Source organism: Spirosoma pomorum (genome assembly GCF_054776615.1).
In genome coordinates, this window is record NZ_BAAHBP010000027.1 from 212778 (window position 1) to 227300 (window position 14523).

The window sequence follows — 14523 nt, forward strand, 5'->3', positions numbered from 1 at the left end:
GGGGACGTTATGATCAGGTTAGTTAGGAGTAAGTCAGATAGGGTTTCTAGCGCTGGCCACGGGGACGTCCACCGCCACCACCGCCGGGGGCACCACCACTCGGTGCGGCAGCACCTGAGTCGCCTTCGCCATCTTTCAGGTCACTGTCGTCACCTGAACCACGCCGACGCCGTGGTCCATCAAGGCTCATTTTACCCAGTCGGTGGCTGAATGTCAGCCGGACGCCTGCGTTGTAGAAACTGTTACGTGAGCTCTGGGTCAGGATGGGCGAGGACAGTTCGGTGCGCTGGGTGAATGGATGGTTGAAGATGTTCTCTCCGGCCAGTCCGAGGCTACTCCGTTTGTTATTGAATTCTTTACGTACACCCACGTTGTAAAAATACATACCGCCTTGTGTACCCTGCAGTTGTACCTGGTTGCCCCGGCCACCGCCGAACAACTGGAAGGCCCAGCCATTAGTCAGTGACATGCTGGCGTTGACCCGCCCGCCTAGTACCCAGCCCGAATTCGAAGCAGCATAGATCAGGTCACTGCTGTTATTTGTTAGATTGACGTGGTAAAAGTCGATGCCACCGCCAATCTGCAACTTTTTGAAGAGCATTCCATTGGCGAACAAGTTCAACCCGTACGCATCCTGATAGCCGATATTCTGATAGGTGGTTTTGATAACCTGCCCCAAAGCTGGGTTGACTACATTGCCGAAGGATGGGTCCGTTGCGCTAGTTACCTCACGAACAGCGGTGATTTCGCCGGTTGTCCGTCGGGCAAACACGGTAGCGTTCAGGTAAAGCCCCTTGATATTAGTGCTGGTACCAAACTCGACGTTGTCGGTTAGTTCGGGAGAGAGGGCAGGGTTACCTTGTGTAATGTTCGTGGGGTTTGAATAGTTCGTATTCGGGTTCAGGAACTGGATACCCGGCCGCTGAATCCGGCGGTTGTAAGCCAGTTTAATGATCTTGCCACCCTTCAACGCTTTAGAGATGTTGATGCTCGGTACGAGATTGCCGTAGTTCGGAATGGTATCGGCCGAACCCGCCGACTCATCCGTAAAGCGAGCGCTAACGGTCGTGTACTCATACCGCAGACCAGCCTTGATGGTGTATTTTGACTTGCTGGTGTAGGTATATGACACATACGATGCGGCAATGTTCTGGTCGTAGATCAGCGTGTTGGACGGACGAGAGTTATCGGCAATATATTCGCCGTTAGCACCCGTAGCGAAGAAGTACTGATAGCGGCTGTTTACGTTCCGGAAAACGCCCTTTGCACCAATTTCAAACAATTGATTGTCTTTGATCGGGGTCTGATAATCGACCTGCAAGTTCGACTCTTGGTTGTAGCTCAGGTTGTCGTTCCGTTGGCGCGACGTGATTGTTTCGAAATCAGCGCTGCTCAAAATATCGGCGACGAAGTTATTCGTGCGGTTGTTGCGGCTGAACAAGGCCAGCACGCTGAGCTCTTTCTGAGGCTTATACGTCTTGGTGAACGTAACGTTGGCATCAACTGTACCTGACAGATCCTTTGTCTGGACGTTTCGGTCGTTCTGCGTCGGGAAGTAAGCCGTTGGTGAATAACTGGTCGTTAGCAGGTTAAACTGATTCTGAAGCCCATTGCGCGCGCCGTAACGCAGACTGGCCGTTAACGAGGTAGTTTTATTGATGTCGTAATCCCAGCCCAGCTGATAATTACCAAACAGGCGCTGGCTAAGCGTATTGGCCGACTGGATGGTGCGGGTTGGAGCCGAGAAGGTTCTCGTGTCACTATTATACGAGCGGGTCGTCTGGTCGTTATAGAACGAACCGCGTACGTTGTACTCCGCCCGGCCGAAGCCACCCAGTGAGAACCCCATTTTACCTACCCGGTAGTTACCGTTCAGGCTCAAGTTCGTCCCCCGGTTGCCAACGCCCCCGTCAACATTCAGGGTTGCTCCCTGCAAATTATTTTTCTTCAGAACAATATTGATAATACCGCCCGATCCTTCAGCATCATATTTGGCCGAAGGGCTGGTAATTACCTCGACGGTCTTGATCATGTCCGACGGAATCTGCTTAAGCGCGTCGGCAACGCTGCTGGCCACGATCGTGGAGGGTTTATTATTGATCAACACCCGGATGTTGCTGCTTCCCCGTAACGTAACGTTACCGTCCATATCGACGGAGAGCATCGGCACTTTCCGCAAGATATCGCTGGCGTCACCGCCTTTGGACGTAATGTCGCGCTCGGCGTTATACACAAGCCGGTCTACTTTCTCTTCGATCTGAGCGGCCTGGCCCACTACGTTTACTTCCTGAAGAGTTCGAACATCAGGGCTGATCTTCACCGAACGCAGGTCAATGTCAGAGCCCCGTTCAATAGTGATCAGGTTTGACCGTTTGTCCTTGTACCCAATAAACGAGTATAACAGGCGATACCGGCCCGGTGCTACTTTAGTGATTGTGAATTTACCGTTGGCGTCAGTAGTGGTTCCGTCAATAGGCTTATTGGTTTGTGGGTTCAACAAGGCAATCGTCGCGAATTCGACCGGTTTGTTACTGACCGAATCGATCAACAGGCCTGAAATTTTTCCGTTACCCTTCGCTGCTGGGTCGATGGAAAAACCTCCCGGAGCCGGTGCTGAACGCTGGGGAATTGAATCACCTGCCGAACGAGGCATATTCGCAGGCCGGGCGCCTGCAGGTCGTCGATTTATACTGCTGGTGTCACCAGACCCCGTCGGGATCGCTGTGCCTGCCGGAATCTGAGCGACCGCGGTCAGGGAACCGGCAACCAGTAAAGAAAGAAAAATCGTTTTCATAACGAGTTACTACCTTAAGTCAATTAGCTACCCAAAATTGCCTTCCTACCTATGGTAGCCAAAACTAATCTGTCCGAATGCCCTTTTTTTATCGCTGAATCGGGCTCTTTCGGTGGGGAAAGAAAAGGTAGGAGCTAATTGGAAAAGTACAAAAATTAGTAAAGTTGTTTATCCGTGCGCGGTGCTGTTTTATACCTACGAATCGGTACTGATAGTAACTCGTAAGACTAACCGCTTTGTTATTTATTTTTCGGCCTGAGCCGTTACTTCAACCTCAATCAGGCAGCCGTAATGCAGCGTCTTGACGGGTACAATGCAGCGAACAGGCTTATGTTCGCCAAAAAAGAAGCTGTACCGTTCGTTCACTTTGTCCCAAAGGACGATGTCATCGATGTAAATACGCACCTGAATGACTTCGTTTCGGGTAACACCTGCGCTCGTAAGAATTGTGTCTACCTTGTTGAGAACCAGGTCTGTTTGTTTTTCAATTGATTCGGGAACGGTCTTGCTGACAGGGTCAACCGGCAGCTGGCCGGAGAGATAAAGCACTTTATTAAAGACAATGCCCTGGGAATAATGGCCGTTGGCGGGTGGTAGATCAGGGGAGGTTATACTATTCATTGGATTATCAGGAGATTTAGTTTGTCGAAACCGTAAAGACTTGTAAGAATTACTTGAAAATAGGCGAACAAAGGAGCTTTCGCCACGAGTCGGCGTAGTAAATATTTACAAAAAAAGATAAGTTCATGGGGAACATTCGTTAGTATTGAAGAGTAATAGAGAATAGAGAAACGACTCAACCCTCGCATAGCAGGCTCTTCAAGTACCAGTCCAGCCAACTTAGTTTATTTTTACGAGTCGGATCCTGTCAGTTTTCACGCATGGAGGAAATCAAAGCATTCTTGTCTAATTGGTCGCTCTTTGGCGCCGAACCAATCTCATACGAAACCATCAATTCGATCAGTGAAAATGCCCCGAACATAATTGTCTGGGCCGTACCAGTTATGCTACTGCTTACGGCACTGGAAATGGGCATATCTTACTGGCAGGAACATGATCACTATGATAAGGACGAAACCATTGGGTCAACGCTGGTTGGCGTTGGTAATCTGGTCATCTCTGCCGCCATTAAGGTAGGCATGATTTATCTGTTAGTTTATGTGTATAACCTGATCCCCTGGCGGATGGAGCTTCAGTGGTGGACGCTGATCCCTTGTTATATCATTTATGATTTGGGTAGCTACTGGGCGCACCGGGTGTCGCACGAATCTCGTTTTTTCTGGGCAACGCACGTGGTTCACCATTCGGCTCAGCATTATAACCTGACGGTGTCGTACCGGTTAAGCTGGATTCAGTATATCAAAGTAATTTTCTTCGTACCAGTTATGCTGATGGGTTTCCACCCGGTTATCTTCTTTGTGACCAATCAGCTGGCTACGTTGTTTCAATTCCTGCAACACACGGAATACATCCGGCGTATGCACCCAATCGTCGAGTATATCTTCGCAACCCCATCGAACCACCGGGTTCACCACGGCTCGCAGGAAGACTACATCGATAAAAACTTTGGTGCTACGTTCATCTTCTGGGACCGGATATTTGATACCTATACGCCCGAGAAGGACAAAGTGATTTATGGAATCACGACCAATATCGAAAACAAATCCAATCCGCTGCACATCAACTTCCACGAGCTGAACGATATCGTTCGTGATGTGAAGGAAGCGAGAACCCTACGGCAAAAATGGTTTATGGCCTTTGGCAGCCCGATCAAGGTTGACAAGATCAAGAAAGAAGTGGCGATGCAAAAGGCTCAGCGTCTTGAAGAAGAGCAGGCGATTGCTGCTTAAACCAAGCTCACCAGAAACAGGGAAGCCCGCCAATTGGCGGGCTTCCCTGTTTCTGATAGTTTCTACGTAGCTTTTGTGGTCTCGGCAACGACGAAATCAACCACGCTTTCGTAACTATTCGTCTGCTCATAAACGGCTCGTTGCCGCTCGGCACCAGAACCCTGATCCATGACCTGCCGAACGAGTTGGGCTACGGTTTCCCATTCGTCGTATTCTTCCAGGGCCGGTCGGATGTAAGCCAGTAATTTCTCGATTAACACGCGGGCTGGTACTAAGCGCTTTTCCTGTAAGTCCATCAGCTCACCCGTAAGACCAAAGCGCGCTGCCTGCCATTTCGCAGCCCGGAGAATTTCGGGCCGTACGTGGTCGATCGCTACGTAACGTTCGGCTTCCAGCGCACAGGTACGGGCGAGGCCACGCGCCAGACCAGCTACCATCACGGCTTCATCGATCGTGAGGCAAACATCGGTCACGCGAAATTCCAGCGTTTCATAGTGCATGGATGGGCGTACGTCCCAATAAATGTTTGACGCGTCGGAGATACCGCCAATGGCTGTCAACTCGTCGATCAACCTGTCGTATTCGGCGCGACTGGCGAACACGTGTGGGTTGCCGGACATGGGCCATCGTCCCCAGATTTCAGTTCGGTAACTCGCATAACCGGTATCGACACCCAGCCAGAACGGAGAATTACTCGTCAGTGCCAGCAGTGGGGCCAGCCAGGGCCGGACCCGGTTCATAACTTGAATGGCCAACTCGCGATTAGAAATTCCTACGTGAACGTGGCACCCAAATATCAGCTGCTCACGAATCAACTGCTGATAATCGGTCGCCAGGTCGGTATAACGTTCCTGGGGTGTCAGCCGTTGCTTGCTCCAATGCGAAAAAGGGTGCGTTCCCGCAGCTGCAATCTGACAGCCGTCTTTGTCGGCGGCTGCAATGACTTCGCCCCGTAACCGGCGCAATTCATCCCGAACATCAGCGAGTGATTGACAGACGGGCGTACCGATCTCGATCATTGACAGGTAGAGCTCCTGCGTAACCTGATCGCCAACGGCTGCCTTGGCTTCTGGTAAAATGGCTTGTGCGTGCGATCGGAGGGCACGCGAGTCGGGTTTGATAATTTGAAATTCTTCTTCGACGCCCAGCGTAAAATCTTCTTTCTGAAGAGCCACGTAACAATAGTGATTAAGGGTGAATGGGTGAGTACAACAGCAGACAGGGGTATTTTACCCGTCAATGATTGATATAACCAACAGAACATATATCCGGCTCGGCCATTCGTTAAAATAGCGTGAGGCCCTCTCCTGAGTAGAGTTGGTAGCGAATGCTGCTGACTACGGGGTGAGGAACTTTCTAGTCACTATTTCTTAATAAATATCGATGGTTTAAGGGTGTCAGGCACGACCTCGGCCAAATTTTCTTTATTTTTAAGCGGCTAAGCCAATCCTAATTTCCTTCGTTCTGCATGAAACACAACAAAAATCAGGAAGCCGATAAGAATTCTGGTAAAGAGTCCCGTCGGTCGTTTTTGAAAGCTATGGGTATCGCCGGTACAGCGGCAGCTGCGGCTCCGGCGGCACTTGCCAAATCAGCCAGTGTACCCACTCCACAGTACCTTAACCTCATTAAAAGCCATTCCAGTACGTCGGCAAATGACAAAGTTCAGCTGGCGCTCGTGGGTACGGGGGGCATGGGCATTGGCGATACGCAAACAGCCCTTATGGTCGATGGGGTGGCTATCGTCGGGGCCTGCGATTTATACGACGGTCGTCTGCGCCGGGCCAAAGAGCTCTGGGGGGATGCCTTACCGACAACCCGCGACTATCGTGAATTAATTGACCGGAAAGACGTGGACGCCATCATCAACGCAACCACTGACCACTGGCACGAAAAAATATCGTCGGACGCCATGCGCAAGGGTAAGCATGTGTACTGCGAAAAACCCATGGTACAGAAGGTGGAAGATGGTCATACCCTGATCAAAGTGGCGAAAGATACTGGAAAGGTTTTCCAGGTAGGCAGCCAGTTCGGTAGTTCGATTATTGTCGCGAAAGCTAAGGAACTGCTGAAAGCGGGCGAGATTGGAGAACTGGTTTTCGCCGAAGCGCAGTATGACCGACATAGTGCTATGGGAGCCTGGCAATACTCGATTCCACCCGATGCGTCTCCTCAAACGGTCGATTGGGATACGTATTTAGGAACCGCGCCAAAACGCCCCTGGGACCCGCTCCGTTTTTTCCGGTGGCGCAACTATCAGGACTACGGGACGGGCATCGCCGGTGACCTGTACGTTCACCTGCTTACGTCGTTGCACACGATTACGGGGTCGAAAGGACCAAACCGGGTGTATTCGAGCGGAGGAACCCGTTACTGGAAGGACGGCCGTGATGTGCCCGATATTCAATTGAGCATTTATGATTATCCGAAAACGGCTGAGCATCCGGAGTTCAACCTGACAACCCGCTCGAACTTCGTCGACGGGGGCGGTGGTGGCTACCTGGTTCGGATCGTTGGCACCGAGGGAGATCTGTCACTGGGAATGGATACGCTGACGATGCGGAAAAACAAATTCCCGAAGGCGCCGGGCATGTCGGTCGACAATTTTCCGAAAGATCAGAAAGAGCTGTACGTAAAGGCGTACAACGAAAAATACCCGCCCCATTACGAGATGGAAGATCCGAAGGAGTACAAGTTCTCGGTGCCAAAGGGCTACCAGGGCGACCGGTACGAGCACTTCGTGAACTTCTTCGAATCGATCCGGAATAAGAAGCCAAACGTAGAGGATGCTACGTTCGGACTGCGTGCCTGCGGACCAACGCAGTGTGGTAATATCAGTCTGTTCCAAAAAAAAGTGGTAGGCTGGGACCCCGTCAATATGAAGATCCTGAACGCCTGATCAACATAACAGTACGTAACGGCCCGATGATCGTAAATCATCGGGCCGTTACGTTTAAGTAAGACTAGTACGCTATTCTTGCGCCAGGTGATGGCGCGTGGCGTAGCGGTAAAAAAGGCTAACGCCAAGGCTCCAGCCTTCCCCGTTGGCGGTAGCTGTAGCCGTCTGCGAAGTACCCCGACTCGACCGATACAGCATTGTCGACGCTAACGACTGGCCAAGTCCCCAGTAACGTCGGACAAAAACGTCGAGCATGAGCCGTTTCCCGATCGGGGCTACGTAATCGACGCCTAGTTCCAACTGGCCACTTATGGTTCGGCTGCTCTGGGTCGTAACGTCGATCTGAATGGTATCAATGGCCTGGCGTTGCCGGGCGTACGTAACCCCTTTCAGCAAAACGTTTTCTCGGAAACGGGTATTACCGTTCAGCCTGCCGCCCCCCGAGAGCCAGATTCCGGAGCCAACGGCCTTGTTTGTCCAGACGAGACGGCGCTTGATTCGCCCAAAAACAGCCTGCTGGCTGGTTTGGTACGGAAAGTCCAGAACGGGGTAATTGTTAGGGACTGTCAGCTTCAGATTAGTAGGCGAACGTACGTAACCAAATTCGGCCGCCCATCCCCGGCTGACATAGCCAATCAAAATGTCCCAGCCCGTTTTCCAGACAGGAACGGCGCTGACCAACGAACGCAGGTTTCCCGTCTGGCGGCTCTGGTCATACCGAACAAGACCACTCAGACCAACGTACCAATGGGCCGTGGTTTGAGCCTCCCAGTTAGGCGAAATCAGCGAAGGCGCTTTGACCAGGGGGAGTCGGTACTCCGGGGGAACGTAATACGACGTATCTGCCTGACGAGTCTGAGCCTGCGTGGCATAAGCTGTTAGGAAAAGAAGGAGAGTCGAAAAGATCGACCTGCGCGAAGGCATGACGGTAGAGGTTAGAGCATTGACGCGAACAAAACTAGATTACGATTATTCTTTTGGGTAGTGATCGAAGGGTGAAGATACGCTTGGTTATACGCAACTTTTCCTAACTGTGTTGCAATAAACTGTTTAGAAACACAAACGCCCCGGACTTGATCTCAAGTCCGGGGCGTTTGTGTCAATCAATCGTGCTTATTTACCGGCATGCGCAGCCGCATCTGTCGTCAGGTGCGTTTTGGTGGGGGCGGGGCTGATGAAGATAGAGAGCCACGCCCGGCGCGCCATGCGAAAAAAGTAAGGGGTCAATAGAATCAACGTTGGCACCAATCCGATCAGGTAATAGTCGAGATCAACGTTCAGCAGTTGAACAAAGATGCCGAAGGTGACCAGGATGTAAGCGGTATAAAACGCGTAGCTCACGAACATGGAGCCCCAGTAAAAACCAGGTTCGGGCATCAGGTTTTCTCCGCAATGTGGACAACGGTCGTGCATTTGGTCGAAGTGACGGCTGAAGGCACTTTTCGTAACAAAGAAGTCACCTTCGTCGCAACGAGGGCATTTATTAAATACAATGCTATGGAGTTGGCTAGGTTTGGACATGGCTATCAACGGCTATATTGAGTAGTCGACAAGCTGGAACGAACACGTAACGCAACTGCTTATCGACCTGACAAAGGTACCGGATTGGGGCAGCAGAAAGAAAGACAAACCAGGATGCGAATGGTACAAATCAACGATCCAGGCCAAGCTGCTCGCGGAATAGAGCGGGCGTGTCACCCGTATGTTTTCGGAAGAACCGGACGAAGTAGGAGGGATCGTCAAAGCCCAGTTGAAAAGCAATTTCTTTGACCGACGAAGCTGTGTGCGTCAATAGCCGCTGCGCTTCGATCAGGAGCCGTTCCTGCCACAACTGACTCGCTGTTTTACCGAGAATCTTCCGGCAGATCGCATTGAGGTAATTAGGCGTGAGGTGCATCTGTTCGGCGTACTGACTCACCTCCCGAACCGTCAGAAACTGTTGCTCGAGCAAATCTTCGTATTGCCGAATCCGATCGAACAGATGCGCTTCGTGGCCTACCTGTTGCTCCTCATAAAGTCGATTGGCCGATTCAAGCAGGATATGGACAAACGACAGAAATACGTCGGCCCGATTGGGCTGGTGCCGATCGTATTCCTGGTAGGCATAAGGAAACAGGTCGCTGAAGAGCGTTGACTGGGATCCGGTCTCCAGCAGGGGCAGGTGCTGGTGCGAGTGAAAAAAGGGGTACTGGTGAAGCCGGTTGCCGAAACGACTTTTGAAGAAGTTCGCTTCGAAAAAGAGATTATACCCGGTTGTGTTGGTCGATAATTCCCAACTGTGTACCTGGCCCGGCGTGAGAAAGTACAGTTGATTGGGAGCAACGGTATACGTTTTGAAATCAATCGTGTGGGTGCCGCTGCCCTGGCTGATCCACATCACCAGGTAAAACCCGTGCGAGTGGGTTTTGTCGATCCCTTTCACCTCCTCAACCAGTCGCTCCAGACGGGCCATGTAGAACAGCGTGGCTGGTTCGTGACGGGGAAAGGAGGTGAGCTGATACGTTGGGATCTGACTGTCCACGGTTATTCCGGCTGCTTGAAAAACGCTTGGAAGACCTTGGGCAATGGGGCCACAAACTGCAGGCGTTCGCCCGTGATGGGATGTTCAAAAGCCAGTCGTTCGGCGTGGAGGCCCAGTCGGTTGATTGGGTTGCTCTGCGCTCCGTATTTGGTGTCGCCCACGATTGGATGTTTAATATCCTGCATGTGGACCCGGATCTGGTTTTTACGTCCTGTTTCCAGTTCTAGTTGCAGCAGGGCGTAGCCGTCCTCAGTTGTTTTCTGCACCGAATAATTTGTGATAGCCAACTGACCGTGGTCCGGATTCTGGCTGGAGTAAACAATCAGGGCTTTGCTTTCCTTCAGGTAGGACGTAATCGTACCTGAAGGCGGCTCAGGAATACCCTCCACAATGGCTACGTAAGTGCGTTCCTTAATCGTATCATTCCACGACTCCTGCATTAGCCGTTGCACCTGCTCCGACTTGGCAAACATCATGACGCCCGACGTATCGCGGTCGAGCCGGTGGATGATAAACAGTCGGTTTTTGGGGCTTTCTTTCTTGATGTAGTCACTCAGGATGCTGTAGGCCGTGCGGTCGCGCTCTTTGTTGCTCGCCATCGATAGCAGACCCGACTGTTTGTTGATGACAATCAGGTGTTGATCTTCGAACAACATGGTCAGACCGCGGTACTGAGTTGTTTCGGGGGCACGGTTGCCTGCTACAGTCACAACCTGGCCGGGTTGGAGGGGATGGTTGTACTGCGTAAAGACTTTACCGTCAACCAGAATCTGCTTGTTCTTCAGCAGGGACTTGATGTTGTTCCGGTTTTTATGGGAGAGTTTCTCGACAAGAAACGTCATCAGTTCGGCCGGGGCCGTAACCGCTAAATCCGTGTTGGTGCGTTGCCCACGTCGTACGCGGGGCTGATCGGTTTTGCTCATTGGGTACCTGTTGATGCCTGATTCGTTCTGCTATGAACGACGACCGGGGCAAAGGTACAACGCAGACGGGAACGGAATGGGTTTCCTAAGTGGATTCCAGCGGATCAGCGGTAACTTACTTACCCAACCACTCCTTGAACTCGGTAATCCGGTCGCCACTCACAAAAACATCCTGGCGGGACTTGGGCTGCATATCCAGCTTGAGCTTACCGGCCGAAAACGTGTGGATGGTCTGGATTGCGGGCAGCGACACCAGAAACTGGCGACTGATCCGAAAAAACTGCCGTGGGTTGAGTAACTGGGTCAGTTTATCCAGGCTGTAATCAACCGGTAGATGCATTCCCTCATTCGTCACCAGAAAAACGACCTTGTCCTGAAGATAGAAATACGCAATATCGTTGGTGTTAATGCTCCGGATTTTTGTGCCGACCGTGATCATGAACCGGTCTTTATACTCGCTGCTTTTGGGCTTGTTAATAAGCTGTAGCAAAGTCTCCAGATCAGGATTGCTGGCCTGACCGAACTGCTGTTTTAACGACTTGTACTTCTCGATAGCTGCAACCAGATCGCCGTAGTTAATCGGCTTCAACAGATAATCGATACTGTTGACCTTGAAGGCCTGAATCATATACTCATCATAAGCCGTCGTAAAGATGACCGGCGTTTTCATATTCGTTTGCTCGAAAATGCTGAATCCAAGATCATCTTCCAGGTGAATATCCATGAAAACCAGATCGACTACCGGATGACTGGACGTATTGAACCAGGCGACAGCTTCCGCAACCGATGGAATCCGGGCCAACACGTTGATGTTCGCATCATATTTATGAAGCAAACCCTCCAATCGCTTGGCTGTCAGATTCTCATCTTCGATAATGAGTACATTCATGCGTTACGTTGATTAAATTTCCTACCCACCCGTTCGGTTATAACAGCGGAATTTTAACGACAAACTGGTCATCGCTTTCGCCTACCCAGACAGAACGTGTTGTCAAAAGGGCGTAGCGGTTAATGATATTTTTTAGGCCCACTCCCGTCGAGATGTCAGGTTGGGGGCGAACCTGTAGATTATTACGTACGATAAGGGTATCGCCGTCCAGTTCGATGTAAACCTGCAAGGGTTCTTTAACCGACATACGGTTGTGCTTGACGGCATTTTCAACCAGAAGTTGCAGCGTAAGCGGAGCAATACTGTACCGGCTTTGATCAGCTTCGGGGATGTCGACAATGACGTCAAACTTGTCTTCGAACCGGATATTAAGCAAAAACCGATACGCCTGAATAAACTCCAGCTCGGTTTTCAACTGAATACGATCGTTATCCTTTTGTTCTAGAATGTACCGGTAGGCCCGTGAGAGCTGATCAATAAATTTCTCGGATAGCTCGGCATCTACGTACACCAGCGATGAGAGAATGCTGAGGCTGTTGAACAGAAAATGCGGGTTAACTTGGCTTTTGAGGGCAGCAAACTGCGCCTGCGCACTTTCCTTTTCGAGCCGTTCTGCCCGGAGCTGGATCGCTTCCAGCCGACGTTCAGCCCGTCGGTTAGCGGATAAGTAAAAGACGGATAACATAGCAATGACAGTCAAACCGTTATTAGCGCGGGAACGCTGTTTTCCCCGTCGTTTACGTTCTTCGGCTACTTCGGGCGTTGGAATTGTCTTACGTCGCCCGCCGTCTGCTTCGCGGTAGTAACCGAACCGTTTTTCGAGGGCCCCATCCAGCGAACGCCAGGCACTATAAAATCCCAGGTTAAATCCTACGGCTAAGCCACTGGCTATCAGTAAAATGAATATCTGAGCGGGCCACTTTAGCTCGATCAGGAAACCTTCACCAATCCCCCGGAAAACTTTGCGGTGCAACCACTCCGTTACGTTGATCCAGAGGAAAAAAAAAGTAATACTCAATACTGATTCCAGTATCCAGAAAGGAAACGCTTTTAACACCAGCGCCCAGGTAAACTCTGACGTATTGATGTAAATACGTATCGGCAGGTAAACCACAAAAACGCTCAGCGCAAGTTGCCACTTCTGCTGAGTAGACAAACGGTACGTCATTCGAGGGCAGATTTCGCAACAAAACTAAATAGGGCAATTTAGGCACAAAAAAGAAAGCTGGGGAATGACCTGATTCGTATTCTGAATGACTAAATATTGCTTTGTAAGTCAACCGGCGAAACAGAGGGCAATAGAACTAAGCCTGAAACATGTTGACAAATGGAATAATCAGGCTTTATTTAGCCATTTATCCACCAGCCAATGCCTGTTCTCAAGCCAATAGTATGTGTCGCCTTATTGTCGTTACTGGGCTGTAACTCATCGCCCAGTACTACCCAGAAGCCAGCCGCTGACCGCGTCTTGCCACCGTTTACGCTTCCGTATGCGTTAAACCAACCCGATGCCAAGGCTACGTTGCCGAAAGAGCTAAAAGAGATTTCCGGACTGACGTATTACAAAAACGATCAGTTACTGTGCGTCGAAGATGAGAACGCCGTCGTTTATGTCTTCGATACTAAGAAACAAAAGATCGTAAAGGACTTCGGTTTCGGAGGGTACGGTGATTTCGAAGGGATTGAGTACGTAAACGGCGACATCTACGCGTTGGAAAGTAATGGGACCTTACACCGTTTTAAGCCCGAATCGACCCAGATCAATCGGGTTCAGACAGATTTGCCGAAGAATACCGAAGTTGAAGGATTAGGCTATAACCCCAAAACGAACCGGCTCCTGATTGCGGTCAAAAAAGGGAATGAGCGGAGTGATAAGGCAATTTATTCGTACGATATCCGTCACCGGACCGTGTACAAGGACGTACAACTCAACGACGCGCAGTTGAACGACGCGAAGATCAAACCGAGTACTTATCAGCCTTCAGGGATTGCAGTTCACCCCATTACGGGCGAGTGGTACATCCTTAGTTCCGTCGCGAAACGGCTGATAATTACGAACTTTGAAGGCAAATTGATAGCGGCTGTTCCACTCGATTCACCGTTGTTTCGTCAACCCGAGGGAATTTGCTTCGCGCCTAACGGTGATCTATATATTGCCAGCGAAGGCGACGGCAAGAAGGGCTACATCCTGACATTCAGATACAAAAAATAACCGCGCTTTCGGGTTGAGAGCGCGGTTGTGTCAATTAGTTCTTCGGGAATTAGCTGACCAGAAAATTCATGGCCTGCTTGAGCGTGCGTTCGTTGCCGGTCTCTGGGTCGGTGTACGAACGTTCCCCAACCTCAATATCGACCTGTTTGCCAGTCAGTTGTTTAGTATCAAGCTCCTTGCCTTCGACTACGTCAATGCCTGCCATCTCGAACAGACTGATGATACTGGGCATCCCAGCCGGTGATTGATAGAAACGGTGCGATACGTAGCCATCTTCGTTTTCGAAGCGGCAGGCAAAAAACGGAATGCCTTTGTGCTCACTTGTACCCTCATCAACGCTGGTGATCGTGACGGTGTGAACCCCATCGGCCAGCAGTGGTTTATCCTGTCCTTTTTCTACGGCAATTTTCATGACCTTCTGTCTATGTTTTTTAT

13 protein-coding genes are annotated in these 14523 nt (G+C 50.7%); 3 read left to right on the forward strand and 10 right to left on the reverse strand.

The window, feature by feature from the left end; translation table 11 throughout:
* Positions 1 to 46 precede the first annotated feature (46 nt).
* On the reverse strand, positions 47 to 2794 hold the full coding sequence (locus ACYVAD_RS16360; RefSeq protein ID WP_461140582.1) for a TonB-dependent receptor domain-containing protein: 2748 nt from the start codon (positions 2792 to 2794) through the stop codon (positions 47 to 49).
* Positions 2795 to 3037: 243 nt separating this feature from the next.
* Positions 3038 to 3415, reverse strand: coding sequence for a RidA family protein (locus tag ACYVAD_RS16365; protein ID WP_461140583.1), 378 nt, complete (start codon positions 3413 to 3415; stop codon positions 3038 to 3040).
* Positions 3416 to 3675: 260 nt separating this feature from the next.
* Between ACYVAD_RS16365 and ACYVAD_RS16370 the strand changes: the two genes are divergently transcribed.
* Positions 3676 to 4644, forward strand: a complete 969-nt coding sequence (locus ACYVAD_RS16370; protein WP_461140584.1) for a sterol desaturase family protein — start codon at positions 3676 to 3678, stop codon at positions 4642 to 4644.
* 62 nt (positions 4645 to 4706) lie between these two features.
* Here the strand turns inward: ACYVAD_RS16370 and ACYVAD_RS16375 are convergent, their stop codons facing one another.
* On the reverse strand, positions 4707 to 5819 hold the full coding sequence (locus ACYVAD_RS16375) for a carboxylate-amine ligase (RefSeq protein ID WP_461140585.1): 1113 nt from the start codon (positions 5817 to 5819) through the stop codon (positions 4707 to 4709).
* Positions 5820 to 6112: 293 nt separating this feature from the next.
* On the opposite strand from ACYVAD_RS16375, the gene ACYVAD_RS16380 reads away from it, so the two are divergent.
* Positions 6113 to 7543: a Gfo/Idh/MocA family protein gene (locus ACYVAD_RS16380; RefSeq protein ID WP_461140586.1), complete on the forward strand. Its 1431-nt coding sequence runs from the start codon at positions 6113 to 6115 to the stop codon at positions 7541 to 7543.
* A gap of 72 nt (positions 7544 to 7615) precedes the next feature.
* Here ACYVAD_RS16380 and ACYVAD_RS16385 read toward each other — a convergent pair whose 3' ends face one another.
* The 6 genes from ACYVAD_RS16385 to ACYVAD_RS16410 form a co-directional block, all read right to left on the reverse strand.
* On the reverse strand, positions 7616 to 8467 hold the full coding sequence (locus tag ACYVAD_RS16385) for a hypothetical protein (protein WP_461140587.1): 852 nt from the start codon (positions 8465 to 8467) through the stop codon (positions 7616 to 7618).
* Positions 8468 to 8656: 189 nt separating this feature from the next.
* Entirely contained in the window at positions 8657 to 9064 is a 408-nt protein-coding gene (locus ACYVAD_RS16390; RefSeq protein WP_461140588.1) for a DUF983 domain-containing protein, read from the reverse strand.
* Between the two features lie 130 nt (positions 9065 to 9194).
* Positions 9195 to 10064, reverse strand: a complete 870-nt coding sequence (locus tag ACYVAD_RS16395; RefSeq protein WP_461140589.1) for a helix-turn-helix domain-containing protein — start codon at positions 10062 to 10064, stop codon at positions 9195 to 9197.
* 2 nt (positions 10065 to 10066) lie between these two features.
* Entirely contained in the window at positions 10067 to 10987 is a 921-nt protein-coding gene (locus ACYVAD_RS16400; protein WP_461140590.1) for an RluA family pseudouridine synthase, read from the reverse strand.
* Between the two features lie 115 nt (positions 10988 to 11102).
* The gene (locus ACYVAD_RS16405) at positions 11103 to 11876 is read right to left on the reverse strand and encodes a LytR/AlgR family response regulator transcription factor (RefSeq protein ID WP_461140591.1); all 774 of its coding nucleotides are present in this window, start codon (positions 11874 to 11876) and stop codon (positions 11103 to 11105) included.
* A gap of 37 nt (positions 11877 to 11913) precedes the next feature.
* A complete protein-coding gene (locus ACYVAD_RS16410) occupies positions 11914 to 13044 on the reverse strand; it encodes a sensor histidine kinase (RefSeq protein ID WP_461140592.1) in 1131 nt (376 codons plus the stop codon).
* Between the two features lie 201 nt (positions 13045 to 13245).
* On the opposite strand from ACYVAD_RS16410, the gene ACYVAD_RS16415 reads away from it, so the two are divergent.
* On the forward strand, positions 13246 to 14088 hold the full coding sequence (locus ACYVAD_RS16415) for an SdiA-regulated domain-containing protein (RefSeq protein WP_461140593.1): 843 nt from the start codon (positions 13246 to 13248) through the stop codon (positions 14086 to 14088).
* A 49-nt stretch (positions 14089 to 14137) separates the two neighbouring features.
* Here the strand turns inward: ACYVAD_RS16415 and ACYVAD_RS16420 are convergent, their stop codons facing one another.
* The gene (locus ACYVAD_RS16420) at positions 14138 to 14500 is read right to left on the reverse strand and encodes a hypothetical protein (protein WP_461140594.1); all 363 of its coding nucleotides are present in this window, start codon (positions 14498 to 14500) and stop codon (positions 14138 to 14140) included.
* Between the last annotated feature and the right edge of the window lie 23 nt (positions 14501 to 14523).